16 protein-coding genes are annotated in these 22,536 nt (G+C 59.6%); 6 read left to right on the forward strand and 10 right to left on the reverse strand.

Features of this window, described 5'->3' with window-relative positions; all coding sequences use genetic code 11:
- Positions 1 to 9 precede the first annotated feature (9 nt).
- From HZ993_RS21205 to hemA, 5 genes are all read right to left on the reverse strand, one after another.
- Positions 10 to 303 carry a hypothetical protein gene (locus HZ993_RS21205; RefSeq protein WP_209394681.1) on the reverse strand — a complete coding sequence of 98 codons (294 nt, stop codon included), beginning with the start codon at positions 301 to 303 and terminating at the stop codon, positions 10 to 12.
- Positions 304 to 324: 21 nt separating this feature from the next.
- Positions 325 to 669, reverse strand: coding sequence for a zinc ribbon domain-containing protein YjdM (locus tag HZ993_RS21210; RefSeq protein WP_209394682.1), 345 nt, complete (start codon positions 667 to 669; stop codon positions 325 to 327).
- 96 nt (positions 670 to 765) lie between these two features.
- Positions 766 to 1,629, reverse strand: a complete 864-nt coding sequence (gene prmC, locus HZ993_RS21215; RefSeq protein WP_209394683.1) for a peptide chain release factor N(5)-glutamine methyltransferase — start codon at positions 1,627 to 1,629, stop codon at positions 766 to 768.
- Between the two features lie 59 nt (positions 1,630 to 1,688).
- Positions 1,689 to 2,798 carry a peptide chain release factor 1 gene (gene prfA, locus HZ993_RS21220; protein WP_209394684.1) on the reverse strand — a complete coding sequence of 370 codons (1,110 nt, stop codon included), beginning with the start codon at positions 2,796 to 2,798 and terminating at the stop codon, positions 1,689 to 1,691.
- 136 nt (positions 2,799 to 2,934) lie between these two features.
- Positions 2,935 to 4,194 (reverse strand): glutamyl-tRNA reductase, encoded by a 1,260-nt coding sequence (hemA, locus tag HZ993_RS21225; protein ID WP_209394685.1) that lies wholly within the window; start codon positions 4,192 to 4,194, stop codon positions 2,935 to 2,937.
- Between the two features lie 82 nt (positions 4,195 to 4,276).
- Between hemA and HZ993_RS21230 the strand changes: the two genes are divergently transcribed.
- Positions 4,277 to 4,546 (forward strand): hypothetical protein, encoded by a 270-nt coding sequence (locus HZ993_RS21230; RefSeq protein WP_209394686.1) that lies wholly within the window; start codon positions 4,277 to 4,279, stop codon positions 4,544 to 4,546.
- Positions 4,547 to 4,671: 125 nt separating this feature from the next.
- Positions 4,672 to 5,616 carry a GSU2403 family nucleotidyltransferase fold protein gene (locus tag HZ993_RS21235; protein WP_209394687.1) on the forward strand — a complete coding sequence of 315 codons (945 nt, stop codon included), beginning with the start codon at positions 4,672 to 4,674 and terminating at the stop codon, positions 5,614 to 5,616.
- Positions 5,617 to 5,619: 3 nt separating this feature from the next.
- Here the strand turns inward: HZ993_RS21235 and HZ993_RS21240 are convergent, their stop codons facing one another.
- From HZ993_RS21240 to ugpB, 5 genes are all read right to left on the reverse strand, one after another.
- On the reverse strand, positions 5,620 to 6,441 hold the full coding sequence (locus HZ993_RS21240) for a glycerophosphoryl diester phosphodiesterase (RefSeq protein WP_209394688.1): 822 nt from the start codon (positions 6,439 to 6,441) through the stop codon (positions 5,620 to 5,622).
- 2 nt (positions 6,442 to 6,443) lie between these two features.
- On the reverse strand, positions 6,444 to 7,460 hold the full coding sequence (locus tag HZ993_RS21245; RefSeq protein ID WP_209394689.1) for a sn-glycerol-3-phosphate import ATP-binding protein UgpC: 1,017 nt from the start codon (positions 7,458 to 7,460) through the stop codon (positions 6,444 to 6,446).
- A 287-nt stretch (positions 7,461 to 7,747) separates the two neighbouring features.
- On the reverse strand, positions 7,748 to 8,599 hold the full coding sequence (ugpE, locus tag HZ993_RS21250; protein ID WP_209394690.1) for a sn-glycerol-3-phosphate ABC transporter permease UgpE: 852 nt from the start codon (positions 8,597 to 8,599) through the stop codon (positions 7,748 to 7,750).
- Positions 8,599 to 9,480, reverse strand: a complete 882-nt coding sequence (gene ugpA, locus HZ993_RS21255; RefSeq protein WP_209394691.1) for a sn-glycerol-3-phosphate ABC transporter permease UgpA — start codon at positions 9,478 to 9,480, stop codon at positions 8,599 to 8,601. The genes ugpE and ugpA overlap by 1 nt, the downstream gene beginning before the upstream one ends.
- A gap of 27 nt (positions 9,481 to 9,507) precedes the next feature.
- Positions 9,508 to 10,815, reverse strand: a complete 1,308-nt coding sequence (ugpB, locus tag HZ993_RS21260; protein WP_209398670.1) for a sn-glycerol-3-phosphate ABC transporter substrate-binding protein UgpB — start codon at positions 10,813 to 10,815, stop codon at positions 9,508 to 9,510.
- A 251-nt stretch (positions 10,816 to 11,066) separates the two neighbouring features.
- Between ugpB and HZ993_RS21265 the strand changes: the two genes are divergently transcribed.
- From HZ993_RS21265 to HZ993_RS21280, 4 genes are all read left to right on the forward strand, one after another.
- Positions 11,067 to 14,990 carry a DUF3683 domain-containing protein gene (locus tag HZ993_RS21265; protein WP_209394692.1) on the forward strand — a complete coding sequence of 1,308 codons (3,924 nt, stop codon included), beginning with the start codon at positions 11,067 to 11,069 and terminating at the stop codon, positions 14,988 to 14,990.
- A gap of 168 nt (positions 14,991 to 15,158) precedes the next feature.
- Positions 15,159 to 19,532: a filamentous hemagglutinin N-terminal domain-containing protein gene (locus tag HZ993_RS21270; protein ID WP_209394693.1), complete on the forward strand. Its 4,374-nt coding sequence runs from the start codon at positions 15,159 to 15,161 to the stop codon at positions 19,530 to 19,532.
- 62 nt (positions 19,533 to 19,594) lie between these two features.
- The gene (locus HZ993_RS21275; RefSeq protein WP_256440998.1) at positions 19,595 to 20,890 is read left to right on the forward strand and encodes a FecR domain-containing protein; all 1,296 of its coding nucleotides are present in this window, start codon (positions 19,595 to 19,597) and stop codon (positions 20,888 to 20,890) included.
- A gap of 122 nt (positions 20,891 to 21,012) precedes the next feature.
- Positions 21,013 to 22,527 (forward strand): ShlB/FhaC/HecB family hemolysin secretion/activation protein, encoded by a 1,515-nt coding sequence (locus HZ993_RS21280; RefSeq protein WP_209394695.1) that lies wholly within the window; start codon positions 21,013 to 21,015, stop codon positions 22,525 to 22,527.
- Positions 22,528 to 22,536: the final 9 nt, after the last annotated feature.

Genomic DNA, 22,536 nt, shown 5'->3' on the forward strand with positions numbered 1-22,536 from the left:
GTGCGGGTGTCAGAGCACACCGGTCAGCTGTGCGGCGGGTTTGACCACCGCGGTTTTGCCAAACATCAGGTGTTCGACCACAACTAGCAACACACACAGCAGGATGAACAAGGGCAGCTCGCTAGTGCCTTTGCGGTCTTCGCGCCACTGCTTGCCCAATGAATGCCACCAGTCGGCGCTGCACCACAGGCGCACGGACTCCAGAAAACTGCCCCAGTCTTTGAAGATGAGCTTGCCGATCGCCAGGTAGACCGGAATGTTGACGAGGACCAGGATGAACCAGTGTGCGCTGTGGGCATTCATGCTTGGGCAAAACTCCGTAAATCAGGCCTTTTTCAGAAAGCAGGCTTTCAGCATAAAGCTGCCGCCATCCATTTTGCAGTCCACTTCATGGTCACCGGCGACCAGGCGAATGCTTTTCACCTTGGTCCCCATCTTCAGCACGGTGGAAGAGCCCTTGACCTTCAGGTCCTTGATCAAGACCACCGCATCGCCGTCCTGCAGCACGTGGCCGTTGGAGTCTTTGACCACGGCGTCGGCCTCATCCTCCGCAACCGTAGCCGCGGCCATGGGCCATTCATGGCCACAGTCGGCGCAGACAAAATTGCTGCCGTCGGGGTAGGTGTTCTCTTGTGTGCACTGGGGGCAGGCGGGTGTGGTGGTGGGCATGGGTGCAGTCAAAATAAATATGCTACTAAATATATAGCGGTACCGTTATATTTTACGGGGGCTAGCGGCTCAAGATTGCAACAAACATCTGGCAAATCAAACGCCGTGCCATTGGCCGCCGCTGCAGCGTTCTATGCCGGCCAAATCCCTGCGGGACTGTACTTTGTGCCAACCGGCGGCGACCAGCAGCGCGCGGACAGCGGGGGCCTGGTCGTAACCATGCTCCAGCAACAGCCAGCCGCCAGGCGACAGGTGGTCGCGTGCTTGGCGGATGATGTCGCGGATGTCGTCCAGGCCGTCCGCACCGCTGGCCAGGGCTTGCAGAGGCTCGTGTTTCAGCGCGGCCAGGTGGTGGTCGGCGCTGGCGATGTAGGGTGGGTTGGATACGATGGCATCGAAGCGCTGGTCCGGTGGCACAGCCTCCAGCCAACTGCCTTGCGCAAACTGCACATCCAATTGCAGCCGCTGGGCGTTGGCCTGGGCCACGGCCAGTGCGTCGGTGCTGAAGTCCACCGCGCTGACCTGCAGGTCGGGCCGGGTGTGCTTGAGCGCCAGGGCTATGGCGCCGCTGCCGGTACCCAAATCGACTACCCGCGCGGGGTGCGTAGGCGTGGCTGCGGGGCTCAGCAGCTCCAGCGCCCATTCGACCAGCGTTTCGGTATCCGGTCGCGGCACCAGCACGCGGGCGTCCACTTGCAAATCCAGGCCAAAGAATTCCTTGTGGCCGGTGATATAGGCCAGTGGCTCGCCCGCAGCGCGGCGCAACACGGCCGCCTGTAGCGTGGCGTGGGCGGCCTCGGGGAATGCATCGGTGTCGTGCGCCAGCAGCCAGGCGCGCTCCTGCGCACCACGGCCCAGCGCGTGCAGCACCAGCAGCTGCGCATCCAGGCGGTCCAGATGCTGGGCCTGCGCCCAGCGCAGGGCCTGCGCTACGGTGGCGGGTGTTTGTGGTGTTCCCATGTGCTATGGAATAGGTAGCGTGTTAGTGTTATTTCACCCGGGCTAGGGGCCGGAATCACTTAAACGTTGCTCAGTTCCAGCGCCGCAAGTTGCTCTGCTGCTTCATAGGCCTGCAGGGCATCCACCACGTCGTCCATGTCGCCTTCCATGATGTTGAGCAGCTTGTACAGCGTCAGGTTGATGCGGTGGTCGGTCAGTCGGCCCTGGGGGAAGTTGTAGGTGCGGATGCGGTCGCTTCTATCACCACTACCCACCAGGCTCTTGCGCTCGGCGGCGTCTTTGGCGGCGCGCTCGGAGCGCTCTTTCTCATGGATGCGGGCGGTCAGCACCTTCAGGGCCTGGGCCTTGTTGCTGTGCTGGCTGCGGCCGTCCTGGCACTCGGCCACGATACCGGTGGGGATGTGGGTGATGCGCACCGCCGAATCGGTCTTGTTGATGTGCTGGCCACCAGCGCCGCTGGCGCGGTAGGTGTCAATGCGCAGGTCCGAGGGGTTGATCTTGGCGGCCTCTACCTCGTCCTGCTCGGCCAGCACGGCAATCGTGCAGGCGCTGGTGTGGATGCGGCCCTGCGTCTCGGTGGCGGGTACGCGTTGCACGCGGTGGCCGCCCGATTCAAACTTCAGCATGCCATAGGCGCCGCACGATCCGGCGCTGGTGGTCGTGCTGCCTTCCACACGCAGCACCACTTCCTTGTAGCCGCCCAGTTCACTCTCGGACGCGCTCATGATCTCGGTGCGCAGGCCCTTGGAATCGCAGTAGCGGGTGTACATGCGGGCCAGGTCGGCGGCAAACAGCGCGGATTCGTCACCACCGGTGCCGGCGCGGATTTCCACAAAGGCGGGGCGGGCGTCGTCCGGGTCTTTGGGCAGCAGCATGCGCTGCAGCTCGGTTTCCAATTGGGCCAGCTCGGCGGTGGCGCTGGTGATTTCTTCCTCGGCCATCTCGGCCATGTCGGGGTCACTCTTCATCTCTTCAGCACTGGCCAGATCGGCCTCGCGCTGCTGGTAACGCGCCCAGCGGCTGGCCACGGCTGCCACATCGGTGTGTTCACGCGAGAGTTTGAGGAACTGCTCCATGTCTTTCATGATGTCCTCGCGGGACAGCAAAAATTCCAGTTCACCCTGGCGGTCGGTGTAGCGGGCGAGTTGTTGGCGGAGAAAGGTTTTCATGGGAACGAAATTGGGGTATCAAGAAGCGCGTCGTCGGTAAGGCCCGAGCCGAAGCGAAAAAACAAAATGTGGCTGTTAAGCCCCCCTCTCGCCCTCTGGGAGAGAGGGGTTGGGGGAGAGTGGGTGGCCAGCGCAGCTAACGCTCTTTGCGCAAGAAGAAGTGCTGGATCGCGTTGCTAGCCCGTTCACGGGCAGCACCATCCCCCGCATGCAGTTCCGCCATGGCCCCATGCAACATCTTTTGCGTCAGCCCTTTGGACAGGGCTTCCAGCACCGTGTCGATTTCCTCACCCTTGGCCAGCAGCTTGCGCGCACGGGCCAACTCTGCAGCCCGCCAGGCGTCGGCCTGGGCATTGAGCTGCTGGATCAACGGAACCGATCCACGCTGGTCCACCCAGTGCATAAAACTCTGCACACCAGCATCCACAATGGCCTCCGCCTGCGCCACAGCGGCCTGGCGGTTGGCCTGGGCGGTTTGCACCACACCGGCCAGGTCGTCCACGGTGTACAGGTACACGTCTTGCAACGCCTTGACCTCCACCTCGATGTCGCGGGGCACAGCCAGGTCGACCATGAACATGGGGCGGTGGCGGCGTTTCTTCAGGGCCCGCTCCACGGCACCCAGGCCGATGATGGGCAGGGTGCTGGCGGTGCAGCTGATCACCACGTCAAATTCGTGCAGACGGTCGGGCAGGTCGGCCAGGCGCATCACCTCGCCGCCAAAACGCGACGCCAGCTTTTCGCCGCGCTCCAAAGTGCGGTTGGCAATCGCCAAGGCCTTGGGCGACTTGGCTGCAAAGTGCGTGGCGCACAGCTCGATCATCTCGCCCGCGCCGACAAACAATACTTTGACCTTGCCCAGGTCTTCAAACAGGTTGCCGGCCAGGCGCACCGCCGCAGCGGCCATGCTGATGCTGTGGGCGCCGATCTCGGTCGACGTGCGCACTTCCTTGGCCACGGCGAAGGAGCGCTGGAACATTTGCGAAAGCGTGGTGCCCAGGGCACCCGCAGCGTCGGCAGCCCGCACGGCGTCTTTCAGCTGGCCCAATATCTGCGGCTCGCCCAGCACCATGGAATCCAGACCACTGGCTACGCGGAAGGCGTGGCGCGCTGCCAGGCCGTCTTGCAGGCTGTAGGTGTGGGAGCGCAACACGTCCGGCGAGATGCCGGCCGAGTTGGCCAGCCAGCCCAGCGTGGGCTCCAGCTCGGACTGTTCACCAGCGCAATAAATCTCGGTGCGGTTGCAGGTGGAGACAATGGCCGCCTCGGGCATGCGGTTCAGCGTCTGGCGCAGGCCGTGCAAATGCGGTGCGATCTGGTCCATGGCGAACGCAAACCGACCGCGCAAATCCAGAGGTGCGGTGGTGTGGTTGATGCCTAGGGTCCAGACGGCCATGTGGGGGAAACTTTGGGGGTTAAACCGTGATTATAAAATCGGACCCACTTCACACACCTGACGGCCTCTGCGGCCGCCCCGCATGGGCCCGATCAACCTGCTCAACCACCTGTTCAACTTCCTGGCACCTGCACTGGCTGTGGCGGTTGTCTTGGCTTTGGTGGGGCCATGGTTTATGAAAAAGAGCCCCTCAGCCCCCGGATTACTTGCCCAGGCAGCTATAAATTTTGTAGCGGGAGCGCTGGCCCTTGGCGCTGGGCTGTGGTTTTTTGGCAATGACGGCAAGATGGCCAGTTATGCCGCCATGGTGGTGGTCATGGCCACCGGCCAGGTGTTGGTGCTGCGGCGCTAAGACTGCCCGAAGAGGTCTCTGTTGCGTTCTGTCTAGATTCAGTAAACACTGATTGAGTAGATGGTAACTCATTGATTTAATTTGATTTTCAGGTTAAAAATAACTTTTTATGAAAATCACCTGAAATGCCTCCGATCCTTGAGTTACTGCCCAACCAGACACGCCAGTACATTGATGCGGAGACCGTGTTTCTGGAGCTTCAGCGTGCCAGGGCAGAGGCGGCGGAGGTGCGTGGCTCTATGTTTTGGCGCACGCAGGGTGGGGCGGAGTATCTGATCCGCGAGTCATCGGGTGGGGCGCAAAAGTCGCTCGGGCCGCGCAGTGTTGATACCCAGGCAATCTACGACCGGTTCAAGCAGCGTAAAAGCGAGGCATCCAGTCGCCTCGCTGCGCTGACAACGGCAGCGCACAACCAGCAGCGGTTGAACAAGGCGCTGCGCGTAGGGCGAGTGCCCGGCATCGTGGTAAAGACCCTTAACGCGCTCGAAGCCGCCGGTTTGCAGGATCACTTCATGACGATTGGCACCCACGCCCTGTACGCCTATGAGAGCGCTTGTGGTGTGCGTTTTGTCCCCGATGCGTTGGCCACACAAGACCTTGACTTGTTGTTTGATACCCGCAAGCGGATGTCATTTGTCTCGCACATGCGGCGAATGGACAGTTCGTTCATCGGTGCCTTGCAGAAAGCAGACCCCAGCTTCAGGGTCATGCGGGATCAGAAGCAAACCGCCATCAACGACGCGGGCTTTGAGGTTGACGTGATCCGCAGACTGGCCAAAGACCAAGACCCCCATCCTTTCAGAATGAGCGACGATGAAGATGACTTGTGGGCGGTACAGGTGGCCGGTGCAGAGAAGATGTTGAGTGCACCCAGGTTTAGCCAGGTTGTAGTGGCTGAGACGGGGCACATGGCGGTGATGAACACCATGAATCCGGTAACCTTTGTCGCCATCAAACGCATGGTCTCCGCAGCAGCCAACCGGGATCCCAAAAAGCGGCTGAAAGATGCACTGCAGGCCGACTTGGTGGAAAGCCTGATCAAAACGCACATGCCGCAGTTCGCGGAGTGAGTGTTAAACCGGGCTGAACAAATCCACCCGGTCGGTGATGATGCCGTCCGTGCCCAGATCGATGAGCCTTTGGGCCGCCCATTCGTCGTTCACGGTGTAGCTCAGGGTGCGAAAACCCGCACTTTGGGCTTGGGTCACGCTGCTGCGGTCCCATAGGGCGTGGTTGCAGACGACGGCTTGGCAGTCCAGGCTGAGCGCGGTTTCCAGCCAGCCTTTCCACAAGGTATCCAGCAGCAGGCCGCGGGGCAACTCGGGTTGCGTGGACTGTGCGCCTTCTAGCGCTTCCACCTGGAACGAGGTCAGCAGGGGTTTGATAGCCTGGTCCGCCCACAACTGCGCGGCGTGTTGGGCCACCACCTCGCCGGTGCGGCGCTCCAGCCCGGGTGTGGGTTTGATTTCGATGTTCAGCAGGTAGCCATTGGCGATGCAAAAGGCCGCAATATTGGTCAATGTGGGCAGGGGTTCGCCAGCGTAGCTGCGGCTGTGCCAGCTGCCTGCATCCAGCTGTGCCAACTGGGCCCAGGGAAAATCTCCACCAACCAGCGGGGTGGCGTGTGCTATTGAATTAGTAGCGTTTCCACCAGAAATCACGGGGGCTGGAAGCACTTTTGACGCATTGGTGGTTCGCCCTAGTGTGGCGTCGTGCATCAGAAAGGGCACACCGTCGGCGCTGAGTTTGACGTCGCATTCAAACATGCGGTAGCCATGCTGGGCACCCACGCGGAACGCGGCCAGTGTGTTTTCTGGCGCCAGTTTGCCGGCACCGCGGTGGGCCACCCAGCGCGGGTAGGGCCAGGCGGGTAGTTCGGGCGTCGTCGGGTCCATATTCAGATCCGTTTACCCGTGGCTGCGTCGAAATAATGCATGCGGTCGGCGCGTGGTGTCACATGCACGGTGGCGCCCAAAGCTGGCACGGTGGCGGATTCTTCGATGCGCAGGATGACGATTTCGTCGGTGGCGCTGTGCGCCCATTTGCCATACACAAGGCGCTCGGCGCCCAGCATTTCCACGGCCTCCACCTGCAGCGCCCAGCCGGTGTCGGTGATGTCCAGGTGCTCCGGGCGCACACCGGTGATGACGCCGGCTTTGGCATCGGGCGCACTTTTCAGCAGGTTCATCGGTGGTGAACCGATGAAACTGGCCACAAAGGTGCTGGCCGGCCGGGTGTAGACCTCTTCGGGTGTGCCGAATTGTTCCATCACACCACCATTCATGACGATCATGCGCTGGGCCAGTGTCATGGCTTCGACCTGGTCGTGGGTGACAAACAGCGAGGTGATGCCCAGCTCGCGGTGCAGTTTCTGGATCTCCAGCCGGGTCTGGGCGCGCAGCTTGGCATCCAGGTTGGACAGTGGCTCGTCAAACAAAAACACCTGGGGCTGGCGCACGATGGCGCGGCCCATGGCCACACGCTGGCGCTGGCCGCCCGAGAGTTCGCGGGGTTTGCGTTGCAGGTAGGGGCCCAGCTCCAGAATCTTGGCGGCTTTGTCGACCCGGGCCGTGATCTCCTCAACCGGCACCTTGGCAATTTTCAGGCCGTAGGCCATGTTGTCGAACACGCTCATATGCGGATACAGCGCGTAGTTCTGGAACACCATGGCGATGTCGCGTTCGGACGGCTCCAGGTTGTTGACCACGCGCCCGCCGATGCAAATGTCGCCGCCGCTGATTTCTTCCAGCCCGGCCACCATGCGCAGGAGCGTGGATTTGCCACAGCCCGATGGGCCGACGATGACGACGAATTCACCGTCGTGTATCTGCGCGTTGACGCCGTGGATGACCTGGTTGGCGGTCTTGCCTGAGCCGTAGCGTTTGATGACGTTTTTGAGTTCTATGGATGCCATGGGAGAGGGGGAGAATTTATTTCAGACTCGAACGTGTTGAGCCGCGAAGCGCCTGGGGGCTGCGGCCGATTTGTGCGCATTTGGCACCATGAGGCCGTAGCCCCCAGGCGCTTCGCGGCGGAGCAACTCAGGCAGACGGGTGATTCGGCGGGCGTGGCGTGTGTGTGCAGCACAGGGCGTAAAGCCGGGGCCCTCATGGTGCCAAATGCGCACAAATCGGGCCCCGGCTTTACGCCCTGTGCTGCGGCCGACATTGCTGGCATGCGGTGAAAAGGGAGCAACCGGGTTCATTTTTCGGTATCGACCAGGCCTTTGACAAACCACTTCTGCATCAGCATGACCACCAGCGCGGGCGGCAACATGGCCAGCATGGCGGTGGCCATCACGATGTTCCATTCTGTTTGTGCGTCGCCGCCTGAAATCATTTGTTTGATGCCGATGACCACGGGGTACATGTTTTCTTCGGTGGTCACCAACAGTGGCCACAGGTACTGGTTCCAGCCGTAGATGAACTGGATCACAAACAGCGCAGCCATGCTGGTGCGGGACAAGGGCACCAGAATGTCTTTGAAGAACCGCATGGGCCCCGCGCCGTCGACCCGCGCGGCTTCGACCAGCTCATCGGGCACGGTCAGGAAAAACTGGCGGAACAAAAACGTGGCGGTGGCGGAGGCAATCAGCGGCACAGTCAAACCGGCATAGGTATTGAGCAGGCCCAGATCGGCGACCACTTTGTAGGTGGGGCCTATGCGCACCTCCACGGGCAGCATCAGAGTGACAAAAATCGCCCAGAAAAACGCCATGCGGAACGGGAAACGGAAGTACACCAACGCAAAAGCCGATAGCAGCGAAATGGTGATCTTGCCCAGCGAAATGACCAGGGCCGTCACCAGGCTCACGACCATCATGCGGCCCACGGATGCGTGGGAGCCGCTGCCCAGGCGCTCGCCGGAGAGGGCGGTGGCGTAGTTGTCCAGCAACTGGCTGCCGGGCAACATGGGCATGGGGGACTGCACAACAGCTTCCGACGTGTGCGTGCTGGCCACAAAGGTGATGTAGACGGGGAAGGCAATGACCAGCACACCGATGATCAGGATCAGGTGGGACAGGGCGTCCAGCCAGGGGCGGCGTTCTACCATCAGTAATTGACTTTCTTTTCGACGAACCGGAACTGAACCACGGTCAACGACACAACAATCACCATCAGCACCACACTCTGCGCGGCCGAGCCACCCAGGTCCATGGCCTTGAAGCCATCAAAGTAGGCCTTGTAAACCAGGATGGCCGTGTCCTTGCCCGGGCCGCCCTTGGTGGCTGCATCCACGATGGCAAAGGTGTCAAAAAACGCGTAAACGATATTGATCACGAGCAGGAAAAAAGTGGTGGGCGACAGCAGCGGGAACTGGATGGTCCAGAACCTGCGCCAGGGCCGGGCGCCGTCCATGGAGGCTGCTTCGATCAAAGATTTGGGGATGCTTTGCAGCCCGGCCAGGAAGAACAAGAAGTTGTAGGAGATCTGCTTCCACACCGCGGCCATCACGATCAGGGCCATGGCGTGGTCGCTATTGAGCAACGGGTCCCAGCCAAAGCCCAGTTGACGTATGCCATAGGAGACGATGCCGATGCTGGGCGCAAACATGAACAGCCACAACACGCCGGCTACGGCGGGTGCCACCGCGTAGGGCCAGATCAGGAAGGTGCGGTAGAGGTTGGAGCCGCGCACCACACGGTCCGCAAAGATGGCCAGGATGAGGGACAGGGTCAGCCCCAAGCCGGCAACCAGCACCGAAAAGATCGCCGTGGTCTTGAACGATGCCAGGTAGGAATCGTCATTCCACAAATTGCGGAAGTTCTCCAGCCCCACCCATTCCACAGAGGTGCCAAAAGCATCCGACTGCTGCAAAGACTGCACCAGCGCCTGGCCAGCGGGCCAGAAGAAAAACACGGCGATGACCACCACCTGGGGTGCAATCAGCACCCAGGGCAGCCACCAGGACTTAAAAACGACGCGTTTTTCCACGGCTCTTGGCTTACTCAGGTGGGTCGATTACTTTTGCTTGTTCGCTTTTTCAAAGCGTTCCAGCATCTCGTCGCCGCGTTTGACGATGCTGTCCAGGGCTTCCTTGGCCGTTTTTTTGCCAGCCCAGACCTGTTCCAACTCTTCGTCTTCAATGGCGCGGATCTGCACGTAATTGCCCAGGCGGATGCCGCGCGACTTGTCGGTCACCTTGCGGATCATCTGGTTCACGGCCACATCGGTGCCGGGGTTTTGTTTGTAGAAGCCCGATTTTTCGGTCATCTGGAACGCTGCCATGGTGATGGGCAGGTAACCGGTGCGCTGGTGGCTGGCCGATTGAACGGCAGGGCTGGACACAAAACCAAAGAACTTGGCCACACCCTTGTACTCCTCGGCCTTCTTGCCGGCCATGACCCACAGGCTGGCCCCACCGATCACGGTGTTTTGCGGCGCGCCGGGTACGTCGGGGTAATGGGGCAGGGGTGCCAGACCGAAGGCGAACTTGGCGTTCTTCTTGACGTTGCCGTAGAAGCCGCTGGAGGTGGTCATCATCGCGCATTCACCCGAGACAAAGCTGGCCTCAGGCACATTGCCGCGGCCCTTGTAGACAAACAGGCCTTGTTTGGCCATGTTGGCCAGGTTGTCGATGTGGCGCACGTGCAGGTCGGAGTTGACCTTCATGCGGGCATCCAGACCGGCCAGACCGTTTTGTTTGGTCGCAAACTCCACGTTGTGCCAGGCGGAAAAGCTCTCCAACTGGGTCCAGCCTTGCCAGGAGATGGAGATCGGGCATTTGTGGCCGTTGGCCTTGAGCTTGGCCGCTGCCAATGCCACTTCAGGCCAGGTGGCGGGGGCTTTTTCGGCATCCAGACCGGCGGCCTTGAAGGCATCTTTGTTGTAATAGAACACCGTGGTGGAGCTGTTGAACGGGAAACTCAGCATCTGGCCACTGGGCGCCGTGTAATAACCTGCGACGGCGGGAATGTAGGCCTTGGGGTCGAAGGCCTGGCCGGCGTCGGACATCACCTTGCCTACCGGCACGATGGCGTTTTTGCTGGCCATCATGGTGGCCGTACCCACTTCAAACACCTGCAGGATGTGGGGCGCGTTGCCAGCGCGGAAGGCGGCTACGGCCGCAGTCATGGATTCGTCGTAGCTGCCCTTGTAGGTGGGCACAATTTTGTAGTCCTTCTGGCTGGCGTTGAATTCCTTGGCCAGGTCATTGACCCATTCGCCATTGACGGCGGTCATGGAATGCCACCACTGGATTTCGGTTTGGGCCTGTGCGGAGAGCGAAAACGCAGCGGCAAAAGCCAATGCAGTGAATTTGAGCTTCATCATGGGTGTTCCTTTTTTTGGCAAAAACGCACGATCGTACGGACGCTTTATGTCGAACTGATTAAAACTGAAGGGCAGCGCCTCTGCGCTCGGTGATTTCCACTAGACCGGGTGCAAGCCGCCTGGGTGCATTAGGCTTGCCTAACACAGGTCTTCCCGCAGTTGCATACAGGTGTTTGCTGCACTGCGGTAACATCTTCCCTCTGCCCCCGTGGGTCATTCCACCGCCTAGATTCCAACAGTACAGCCCGATGAACGCACCCACCTCGCTCAATCACCTTCTGTCGGCACCCGGCACCCAGCCGCATGTGCAGGAGCGCATCCGCGAAATTCCGTACAACTACACCTCCTTCTCCGACCGCGAAATCGTGATCCGCCTGCTGGGCGAGCGTGCCTGGGGCCTGTTGAACCAGCTGCGGGGTGAACGCCGTACCGGCCGCTCGGCCCGCATGTTGTACGAGGTCTTGGGCGATATCTGGGTTGTGCAGCGCAACCCTTATCTGCAGGACGACCTGCTGGACAACCCCAAGCGCCGCGGCATGCTGGTCGATGCCTTGCACCACCGCCTGCACGAAGTGGAGAAACGCCGCACCCCCGATGCCGACCCCGAGCGCGACGCCATGGTGGGTGAGCTGCTGGTGCTGGCGGGCGCTGCGGTCGAGGCGTTTAACGCCGCTTCCGTGAACATGGGCACACTGCGGCGCAAGACCCAGAAGGCCCTGGTCAAACTCACGGCCAAGGACAACATCAAGTTCGACGGCCTGAGCCGTGTGTCCCACGTGACCGATGCCACCGACTGGCGCGTGGAATACCCCTTTGTGGTGCTGACCCCCGATTCCGAGGAAGAAATGGCCGGTCTGGTCAAGGGCTGTATCGACCTGGGTCTGACCATCATCCCGCGGGGCGGCGGCACGGGTTACACCGGTGGTGCGATCCCTCTGACGTGGAAAAGCGCGGTCATCAATACCGAAAAACTTGAGGCCATGACCGAAGTCGAGATGAAAGTCTTGCCGGGCATGGACCGCGAGGTCGCAACGGTATGGACTGAAGCTGGCGTGGTAACCCAGCGTGTGGCCGATGCGGCCGAGCGGGGTGGTTATGTGTTTGCCGTGGACCCGACCTCGGCTGAAGCCTCGTGCATAGGCGGCAATGTGGCCATGAATGCCGGTGGCAAGAAGGCAGTGTTGTGGGGCACGGCGCTGGACAACCTGGCGAGCTGGCGCATGGTGACGCCCCAGGCCGAGTGGCTGGAAGTGACCCGCATCAACCACAACATGGGCAAGATCCATGATGCGGAGATGGCCAGCTTCGAGCTGCAGTATTTCAAGGCCGACGGCAAGACCAAGATTCGTACCGAGCGGCTGGACATCCCCGGACAGTCCTTCCGCAAAGAAGGTCTGGGCAAGGACGTGACGGACAAGTTCTTGAGCGGCCTGCCTGGCATCCAGAAGGAAGGCACGGACGGCCTGATCACCAGCGCCCGTTGGGTCGTGCACAAGATGCCGGCCCACACGCGCACGGTTTGCCTGGAGTTCTTTGGCAATGCCAAGGACGCCGTGCCCAGCATCGTCGAAATTATCGACTTCATGTTTGCCGAGCAGAAGCGCAGTGGCGTGCTGTTGGCCGGGCTGGAGCACCTGGACGACCGTTACCTGAAGGCCGTGGGTTACACCACCAAGTCCAAACGCGGTGTGTTGCCCAAGATGGCCCTGTTTGGCGATATCGCCGGTGACGACGCCGATGCCGTGGCCCGCGCCACATCCGAGGTGGTGCGTATTGCCAATTCGCGCAGCGGCGAAGGTTTTGTCGCCATCAGCCCCGAGGCACGCAAGAAATTCTGGCTGGACCGCAAGAAGACCGCGGCCATCAGCCGCCATACCAACGCCTTCAAAATCAACGAAGACGTGGTGATCCCGCTGCCGCGCATGGCTGAATACACCGATGGCATTGAACGCATCAACATCGAGCTGAGCCTGCGCAACAAGCTGGCGCTGTGTGATGCCTTGACCGAGTTTTTTGAAACCGGCAACCTGCCCCTGAGCAAGGGCGGCGACGCCAATGATATCCCCGCGGCCGAGCTGCTGGAGGACCGCGTGGCCCAGGCCCTGGCGCTGATCGCCGATGTGCGCGCCCAGTGGCAAGGCTGGCTGGACGGCGTGGAAGGCCTGTTCGCGGAACTGCAAAACCACAGCTTGCGCGCCAGCTGGAAGACGCAGCTGCGTGCGCCGCTGCAAGGCATCTTCAACGGTGTGGCCTTCGAGGCCATCCTGGCCGAATGCACCGCCATCCACCAGCGTGTGCTCAAAGGCCGCGTCTGGGTGGCGCTGCACATGCATGCCGGTGACGGTAATGTGCACACCAACATCCCCGTCAACAGCGATGACTACGAAATGCTGCAGGCCGCCCACGGTGCCGTCAAACGCATCATGGCGCTGGCCCGTTCGCTGGACGGCGTGATCTCGGGTGAACACGGCATTGGCATCACCAAGCTGGAGTTTCTGACGGATGCTGAGTTGCAGCCGTTTACCGATTACAAGTCGCGAGTCGACCCTGAGGGGCGTTTTAACAAAGGCAAGTTGCTACGAAATCAGGAGCATCTTAATAAGCATGGACGGGGGCTAGAGGCCAATTCGGCTGAAGGTTTCCCGACCTACGCTGATCTGACCAACGCCTACACGCCCTCCTTTGGTTTGATGGGCCATGAGTCGCTGATCATGCAGCAGAGCGATATCGGCGCCATCGCCGATTCGGTGAAAGACTGCCTGCGCTGCGGCAAGTGCAAGCCGGTCTGCGCCACCCATGTGCCGCGTGCCAACCTGTTGTACAGCCCGCGCAACAAGATTCTGGCGACCTCGCTCTTGGTGGAAGCTTTTCTGTACGAAGAGCAGACCCGTCGTGGTGTCTCCATCAAACACTGGGAAGAATTTGAAGATGTGGCTGACCACTGCACGGTCTGCCACAAGTGTTTGACACCCTGCCCGGTGAACATCGACTTTGGCGATGTGACCATGAATATGCGCAACCTGTTGCGCAAGATGGGCAAGAAGTCGTACCGCCCAGCGGCTGAGTTCCAGGCCTGGTTCATCGGCACCGCCAGCCCGAATGCGATTGCGCTGGCCCGCACGGCCACCCGCCTGAGCTTCAAGGCCCAGCGCCTGGGCAACCGCGTGCTGAATGTGCTGGCCCGCAAGCAGACCAACGCGCCGCCCGCCACGGTGGGCACGGCCACGGTCAAGGAGCAGGTTATCCACTTCATCAACAAGAAGATGCCCGGCAACCTGCCCAAGCGTTCGGCCCGTGCCTTGCTGGATATCGAGGACAAGGACTACGTCCCCATCATCCGCAACCCCAAGACCACGACGGCCGAAACCGAGGCGGTGTTCTACTTTCCCGGCTGCGGTTCGGAGCGCCTGTTCAGCCAGGTGGGTCTGGCCACGCAGGCCATGCTGTGGCATGCCGGTGTGCAAACCGTGCTGCCACCGGGCTACCTGTGCTGCGGGTATCCACAGCGGGGCTCGGGCCAGTTCGACAAAGCCGAGAAGATCATTACTGACAACCGCGTGTTGTTCCACCGTGTGGCCAATACGCTGAACTACCTGGACATCAAGACCGTGGTAGTGAGCTGCGGCACCTGTTATGACCAGTTGCAGGGTTATGAATTCGACAAGATATTCCCGGGATGCCGCATCGTCGACATTCACGAATACCTGTTGGAGAAGAACATCACCCTGGGCGCTGCGGCCGGTGGTGGTTACCTGTACCACGACCCCTGCCACAGCCCGATGAAGCTGCAGGAGCCGATGAAGACCGTCAAGGCGCTGGTCGGTGACGGTGTGCTGGAGAGCAAACGCTGCTGCGGTGAGAGTGGTGGCCTGGCCACTTCACGGCCCGATGTATCCACACAGATCCGCTTCCGCAAGGAAGAGGAAATACGCAAAGGCGAAACCGCGCTGCGCGAAGCCGGTACTGTGCAGGCCGACCAGAACGTCAAGATATTGACGTCTTGCCCCAGCTGCCTGATGGGTCTGAACCGCTACCAGGATGATCTGAAATCCGGCCTGCTGGAGGCGGATTACATCGTCGTGGAAATGGCCAACCAGATCCTTGGCAAGGAATGGCTGCCGGAGTATGTGGCGACTGCCAATGCGGGCGGGATTGAGCGGGTGCTGGTCTGATACAGCCGGTTCATGCCGCAATGTGTTGTGAAATGTATCCACCGGGTTACATAGCTGATACGTGGGCGCCTGAAGTGGCGTAAATTCGGGCTTTCCAACGAAAGTGTTGTGATTTAATCAATTTAGCGTCCCTTCGGCGGCGAGGGGAATGCTTTTTGGAGTTACATCATGCGTTCTCGGGCCTCACTCAACCATGTGTATAGAACCGTATGGAACCAGGCGCTCGGCGCCATGGTCGCGGTAGCGGAAATTTCCTCCAGCGGGGGGCGATCCGGCAGCGCAAGCTCCGACAGCACGCCCAAGAACGCGCTCTTGGTGCTCCACTGGAGCGCTCTGGCGCTAGGGGTTGCACTGGCCTGGGGTACCTTGGCCACGAATGCCAACGCCAACCCATCCGGCGGCGTCGCCATCGTTGGGCAGGCCAACATGACCACCACCGGCAACCACATGCTGGTGACCACCCAAAACGGGGCGGGCACCAACCATTCCGCCATCAACTGGCAGAGTTTTTCGATTCCTGCAGGCAATACAACACACTTCCTGCAACCCAGTGCTGCCAGCACATCCATCAACCGGGTCGTTACCAATACCCCTTCCGCCATTTTTGGCACCTTATCCAGCAACGGCAACCTGGTACTTGTTAACCAGTCGGGCATCGCCGTGGGCGCCGGAGCGGTGGTGGACACTGCCGGGTTTACTGCTTCCAGCTTGCGCATGTCGGATGCGGATGCCCTGGCCGGGCGTCTGCGTTTTGGCGATAGCGGTGGTGCGGGGGCCGGCGTGTCGGTTGGCGGCAGCGTTTTGGCGCGCAGCGGAGACGTGGTCTTGCTGGGTGCCAATGTGGGCACTGAGCAGACTGCATTGGTGCAGGCGCCCAATGGATCGACCATCCTGGCGGCCGGTCAACAGGTCGAGATCACAGGTCGGGGCTTGGAGGGCATCAAATTGCAGGTGCAGGCGCCGGCGAATGAGGCCGTGAACCTGGGAACGTTGAAGGGCGGTGCGGTAGGCATCTTTGCCGGCACACTTAAACACAGCGGCCTGATCCAGGCCACCCAGGCCGACTTGCGAGGGGGCAAAGTGGTGCTCAAGGCGTCTGGCGACGCCTTGGTAGAAGGTGGCGGCAAGATATTGGCCACAGGTACAGAGGGCGGCAGCGTAGATGTGTTGGGAGACCGCGTTGCGGTAACTGACCAGGCTTTGATCGACGCATCTGGTGATAACAGCGGCGGCAGTGTGCGCGTGGGGGGGGACTACCAAGGCAAAAATGCCGATGTGCAGAACGCGAATTTTGTGTATTTTGGGCCACAGGCAAGCATCAAGGCCGATGCCAAGGGTAACGGCAATGGCGGCAGGGTGATACTGTGGGCGGACGACACGACGCGTGCACATGGCAGCATTTCGGCACAGGGCGGCGCCCAGGGTGGAGATGGCGGGTTTGTGGAAACGTCGGGTAAACAGTCTTTGCATCTCACTGGGATAAGGGTAGACACCCGAGCCGCAGCGGGGAAAACCGGCTTGTGGCTGCTGGACCCGAACAACATCGACATCAACTCCACTGCCACGGTGAATGTGGGCGGGGCTCCCAACTTTGCGTCTGCAGGAGCAGGTACTCTCGATGTTGCCGATTTGTTGACAGCGTTGGCGTCTAACAATGTATCGGTAACGGCTCTAGACAATTTGTCTGTGTCCACGCCTATCAGTTATGCAGGGGGAAATAACTTGTCCCTGACTGCGCAGGGTGGATCGCTGTCGGTGAATCAGCCCATATCGGTGACATCGAGTCTGGCGCTGGAGTCCACCGGGGGGTCGATGTTTTTGGGGGCTAATGTCAATTCCGGTGCGGTGAAGTTGAAATCAGGTGGGTCCATTTCGCAGTCTTCCGGGACCATCTCCGCAACTTCATTGGAGATCGATTCGGGAGGTAGTGTCTCCCTGAACAACGCTAACAATGTGTCCAGCATTGCGGCGAGTGTTGGTAGCGGTGGAATGAGCTTCAAGAGTGTGAATGCGTTCTCGGTCACAACACTGGGTTCCATTACCGGCATCAACACCAACGGCGGCAATGCCAATCTGGAGAGCACCGGCAGTATCCAGGTCAATCAGGCTATCAACGCAGGCGGTGGTGCCGTGACATTGACCAGCACAGGGGGCGGGGTCTCCCAAAGCACCCTTCCAGCCGCGAACATCACTGCCGGCAATTTGTCTGTAAGCGGTACCGGGGGGGTTGTGTTGAACAACGACTCCAACAGCGCCGCAAACGTCAGCATAAGTTCCGGTGGAACCAATATGGTGACTTACTGGAATTCCGGTTCGTTTGCGGCTGGGGCCATCACGGTCGGTGGCGCTTTGCAGCTCAAGACCAATGGCGGCAATCTTGCCCAGACCGGCGCCATTTCGGCTGCTGGGACTGGGCTGGACGTCATTGCTGGCGGTGGCAATGTGACGCTGAGCAACACGTCCAACAATTTGACCAACTTGACGGTGACTAGTGGTGGCGCTGTGAATGTGAAAAATAGCACTGCTGTTGGGGTTACCTCGGTTGCGTCAGGTTCATTCACCTTGAAGGCGACCGGCTCCATTACACAGAATGGGACCATAACGACTAGCTCAGGGGGTGTCGATTTGGATTCGGGTGGCTCGATATCTTCTGGATTTGGCATCAATGCCTCTGGCGGGGCAGTGCGGCTGTCGGCAGCGTCTGGTCTTACTTTGACCGGTCCAGGTATCAGTTCCGACGCCGCTGGTGATGCGGTTTTGCTGATAACGACCGGCGGTTTGTTGTCTGCGTCCGTGCCGATCACCACGAGTGGTGCGGGCGGGCGTTGGTTGGCTTACGTCCCCAGTTTCCTCAGCAATGTATTCCCCACGGGCTGGGCGTTTAAACAAGTTAACGCGACATATGGTACGACGGTGCTAGGCGCCGGGAATGGCATTCTCGTGGCTGCCGCTCCTGTGTTGACACTGTCGGGCTCAACCGTCACTGGGACTGTTTCCAAGGTCTATGACGGCAATACCAGCATCAACCTCACGGGCGCAATATTGCCAGTAGTTTCAGGCGGGGCAATCGACGCGGACGATGTGTCGGGAGCAACGCTCTCCGGTGGAACCGGCACCCTGGACAACAAGAATGTTGGAACTGGGAAACTCGTAACTGTGAATGGCGTGGGCGTTACGGGCATTACAACCAGTTTGGCCTTGGGTAGCAAACCGGTGTATGGATACCAGGTTCCAACTGTGAGTGGCAATATTGGCACAGTCACGCAGCGGCCGACTTCCACATGGACGGGTGGGGTAGGCAATTTATGGAGTACCACCTTTAACTGGGATGCGTTGCCGGACGGTGTCAACGTCGCGAATGTCATTATTCCTGCCGGGGTGGGGCCGATCGAATTTGATGGAAATATGGGGACTACCAGTCTGCAATCGTTGACCAGCGGAAGCCCTATTTTAATATCGGGCGGGTCTTTACAGGTTGGCGGTAGTGTGGACACGGCAGGATTTTTGCAGAGCGGCGGATCACTCAGCGGGTCCGGAACACTGAAAGTAAATGGTGCTTTTAGTCAAACCGGTGGCAGTGTGGATATGTTTGCCATTGATGTGACAACCCCCACCGGTGGGATCGCCTTTAGCAATTTGAAAGCCAAGACGATTGCCCTAACCGCTGTAAATGGCTCGATCACACAAACCGGAGGTGTGGACGCAACTGCGCTCATAACCAGTTCAAGCAATGGAGCGGTCCTCAACTCCACCGGTAATCGTATTGGGTCCTTCACTGCGACTAATAGTGGCTCAGGGGCGATTGAATTGACCAATGTGGGTGGTCTCAACATTGTGGGCATCAGCAATGCTGGTGGGGACGTAGTGGTTACCAATACGGGTGGGATCCTGACCCAGGGCCCCGTCGCAGCACCGGGTGGCCGGGTCTCCCTTATGGCCAATAGCCCACTGACCATTGGCTCTGGCGGCGTGTCGGCTGGTGGTGACATCAATCTTGTAGCTACGAACACTACCAGCGCGGGTGATATGGTGTTGAACGGAAACGTCAACTCTTCGTCGGGTGTTGTAAAACTGGCAGCCGCTAACAATCTGACACAAAACGGTGCGGTTTATGGCGCGCAGGGTGTGACCGCCACCGTGGGTGGGGTGCTCACAGTTGGCTCCTCTGCAACTTCTGGTAGCACGCCAGTTAATTACTCGGTTGGCGGGCAGCCCGTTACTGCGCCGCCGTTGAGCGTTGGTGCTCCACCAAACACTCCGATACTCCCATCGAATCCAACAACACCCACAAGCCCGACAACACCGACGGCACCAACCAGTCCAACCAGTCCAACCAACCCTACGCTTCCATCCTTTCCGATTGGAACTCCGTCAACTCCGGGTACCTTTGACGTTGTAAAGGACGCGGTGATCCAGACCAATCTGGTGACAACATTCCTGGATAAGTTTGAGACTGGCTTGCAGACGCAGGATGAAGACAAACGGGATTTGGGTAAACCTAAGAATGACTTGGTAGTAGAGGGTGAAACATGCCGACCATGAACATAGACGCGCGGTCCGCTCAACTCCGCAGTGTTGTGGGGGCGATTGCTGTCGCTGCGGGCATGTCGTTGCTTGGTAGTCGAGCAATTGCCCAAAGCGTTGGCGAGGTTGAATTCGCCAGAGGCGTTGGTTTTGCACAAACAGAAGGTCAGGGCCCTCGCACCCTGGGTAAGGGGCTGTCGCTGAGGCAGGGTGATCGTGTCACCACCGCCGAGGGGGCCTCTGCTATCGTCAAGATGCAAGACGGTACACGCATGACCGTTCGGCCGAATTCCGAGCTGGTGATCCAGCAATACAAATTCAGCGAGAGCGCACCCGACAACAGCATGGTGATGCAATTGTTCAGAGGCGGCTTTCGGGCTATCACAGGCTTGATCACCAAAAATTCGCCGGATGCTGCGCGGGTTGTAACCCGAACCGCGACCTTGGGCATACGGGGCACAGATTTCGATGCCAGAATTTGCACCAACGAGTGCAAAACGGAGTCCGCCAAGATTCCAGAAAAGGCCAATGCAAACGCCGTACAGGCTAGCGCCAAATTGGTATCGGCCCTGGGTGAGATCAACGCAGTGGATTCGTTCGGTGTACGCCGGCGGGTGGTCCCAGGTGGTAGCGTGTACCCAGGTGACGTCGTGGAGACTGGCTCCAGTGCAAGCGCGGTGATTGCGTTTCGGGACGACAGTCGGCTGACCTTAGGCCCGGTCACCCGCTTCAGGGTAGACAGCTTTGTGTTTGATGCAAACAATCCCAAGGATGGGCGTTTTTTGGTGTCGTTGTTGCGCGGCTCTCTGCGCGCTTTGACGGGCTTGATTGGTAAGTCAAATACCCGTAATGTGGGTTTTGCGACTCCAACTGCCACGGTTGGCATTCGGGGTACCGGCCTGGACATTGACTGTGCGACCGATGCGGGATGCAGCCTTTTCACCTGGCTGGGGTCTATTGAAGTCACGCCAAATGGGCAAAGTGCGCTGCAAGTGTTGCAGACTGGCCAAGGGTTGTTCGTGAGCCCCAATGCCATCCGGCCACTGAATGGACCTACCTTGCAAAATCTGCCCCGTCCGGATGGTGTGGTGGTGGATACCAAACAGCTGTTTTCAGCCGACGCTGTTGATGATGGGCAAGAGGGACTTTTTGTGTTTGTGCGCGATGGTCATATTGAGGTGGTGACCGGTCGACAGACACTGCATTTGGGTCGGGGCGAGACAGGTTTTGCTGGCATCGATGGCAATACTGCACGCCCCCTGCTGACTCCCCTGTTCCTGGAGTTTGACCGCACGCCCATGCCGAATAGCAAACACCCTATGCTGAGCACCGTGCTGGGTGAGAATCGCGTCCGTGCGACCAATCAGTGCCGATAAAAATGCGTCATACCCCGATGAATTCAATCCGTAACGCTGTGGGCCTGTCCCGCGCAGCTGGTGTTGGTTTATTTGCAGGTGCAGCGATGTGCTCGATGAGTGCCTATGCACAGCAGCCACCAGTGTCCCCCGCGCAAAGCCCGTCGCCTGTTTTTGTCATCCGAGGCTTTGATATCACTGGCGACAACCCGCTGGCAGATGGTGAAGTGACCAACATACTGGCGCCCTATCTTCGCGCGGACGCAACGATAGAGACCTTGCAGAAGGCGACAGCCGCACTGGAAGCAGCCTTGAAGGACAAAGGATTCACGCTTTACCGCGTTGCATTGCCACCCCAGGAAGTAGGGCGGACGGTTACGCTCAACATTGTGAAGTTTGTCATTGGCAAGATCAACATAGAAGGCCGGGAGCGTTACACCGAGGCCAATATCCGCGCAAGCTTGCCAGAACTGAAGGAAGGCACGGCGCCCAATTTCCGGACCCTGGCGGTGCAGACCGCGATTGCCAATGAATCCCAGGGCAAGCAGTTACAGGTTGCGGTCAAGGAGTCAGACGATGCAGACAAGATTGATGTGCGCATCATCGTCAAAGAATCCAAACCCTGGAGCTTGTCGGTTAGCGAAAGCAATACAGGTTCCAGTGCCACGGGTAATGACCGCCTGACGCTGGCGGGAACACACTCCAACCTGTTTGACAGGGACCACCAGTTGACGGCTGCCTACACGACATCCCTTGAGCGCCCCAGCGATGTTCGACAGTTTGGTCTCAACTACCGCGTGCCACTGTACCGATTGGGCGGTGTCATCGGCATGAGCTACACGCACTCGGACGTTGTCGGAAATTTTGGCGCCTTCAACAGCACGGGGGCTGGGCAGACTTTCGGGCTCAATTACAACCACTATCTGCCACCGGACGGCGGGTACCGGGGCTACGTCAGCCTGGGCCTGGACCACAAGCAGTTTGATGTAACCCACATCAATGGATTCCCGCTGGCTGGGCAGCTTGTGCGGCGCAGCCAGCCCTTGTCGTTGGGATACACCGCCAAAGTGGAGTCGGATTCCCAAGTTTGGGGCTACAACCTCGACCTTGCCAGCAATCTACCGGGTGGCGCAGGCAATGACGTTGCGTCCTATCAATCAGAAGACTCCCGCATCACAACGGCAAGCTGGAAGGTGTTGCGCGGCGGGGCAAACTATCTGACAGGTTTTTCCAATGGCTGGTTTTTCGGCGTGCGTGCACAGTTCCAGCTCAGTACGGACGCGCTAATTTCGGGTGAGCAATTTGGCCTAGGGGGCGCATCGTCTGTACGGGGCGTGGGTGAGAGGCCTTTGTCCGGCGATAGCGGAATGCTGCTGTCGACAGAAATTACTTCGCGGGAGCTGGCACCTGGCTTGCGCATGTTGGGTTTTGTGGACGCCGGGTGGTTGAGCAATAGAAATCCCAATGGCAATCCCAAGCCCGCGGCAGATTCTCTGTCCAGTGCCGGGGTTGGTTTGCGCTACACCTTGCCCACCGTCACCATGTCTGCTGACTATGGACGGGTATTGGGCGGCAGTACCTTGCCCTACGTCGCAGGTTCAGGAATCCCGCAGGCGGGGGACCAAAAACTGCACGTCAACCTGTCGGCGAAGTTTTGACGCGCCGAC

The organism is Rhodoferax sp. AJA081-3, from assembly GCF_017798165.1.
Classification (GTDB): Bacteria; Pseudomonadota; Gammaproteobacteria; order Burkholderiales; family Burkholderiaceae_C; genus Allorhodoferax.

Excerpts from the sequence above, each read along its gene's own strand:
- HZ993_RS21240 (WP_209394688.1), bottom strand. The coding sequence starts at position 6,441 with ATGGACCCGACGACGCCCGAACTACCCGCCTGGCCCTACCCGCGCTGG.
- HZ993_RS21230 (WP_209394686.1), top strand. The coding sequence starts at position 4,277 with ATGGGCCCGATCAACCTGCTCAACCACCTGTTCAACTTCCTGGCACCT.
- ugpE (WP_209394690.1), bottom strand. The coding sequence starts at position 8,599 with ATGGTAGAACGCCGCCCCTGGCTGGACGCCCTGTCCCACCTGATCCTG.
- hemA (WP_209394685.1), bottom strand. The coding sequence starts at position 4,194 with ATGGCCGTCTGGACCCTAGGCATCAACCACACCACCGCACCTCTGGAT.
- HZ993_RS21210 (WP_209394682.1), bottom strand. The coding sequence starts at position 669 with ATGCCCACCACCACACCCGCCTGCCCCCAGTGCACACAAGAGAACACC.
- HZ993_RS21275 (WP_256440998.1), top strand. The coding sequence starts at position 19,595 with ATGTCGTTGCTTGGTAGTCGAGCAATTGCCCAAAGCGTTGGCGAGGTT.
- prfA (WP_209394684.1), bottom strand. The coding sequence starts at position 2,798 with ATGAAAACCTTTCTCCGCCAACAACTCGCCCGCTACACCGACCGCCAG.
- HZ993_RS21205 (WP_209394681.1), bottom strand. The coding sequence starts at position 303 with ATGAATGCCCACAGCGCACACTGGTTCATCCTGGTCCTCGTCAACATT.
- HZ993_RS21235 (WP_209394687.1), top strand. The coding sequence starts at position 4,672 with ATGCCTCCGATCCTTGAGTTACTGCCCAACCAGACACGCCAGTACATT.
- HZ993_RS21265 (WP_209394692.1), top strand. The coding sequence starts at position 11,067 with ATGAACGCACCCACCTCGCTCAATCACCTTCTGTCGGCACCCGGCACC.
- HZ993_RS21245 (WP_209394689.1), bottom strand. The coding sequence starts at position 7,460 with ATGGCATCCATAGAACTCAAAAACGTCATCAAACGCTACGGCTCAGGC.
- HZ993_RS21270 (WP_209394693.1), top strand. The coding sequence starts at position 15,159 with ATGCGTTCTCGGGCCTCACTCAACCATGTGTATAGAACCGTATGGAAC.
- ugpB (WP_209398670.1), bottom strand. The coding sequence starts at position 10,815 with ATGAAGCTCAAATTCACTGCATTGGCTTTTGCCGCTGCGTTTTCGCTC.
- prmC (WP_209394683.1), bottom strand. The coding sequence starts at position 1,629 with ATGGGAACACCACAAACACCCGCCACCGTAGCGCAGGCCCTGCGCTGG.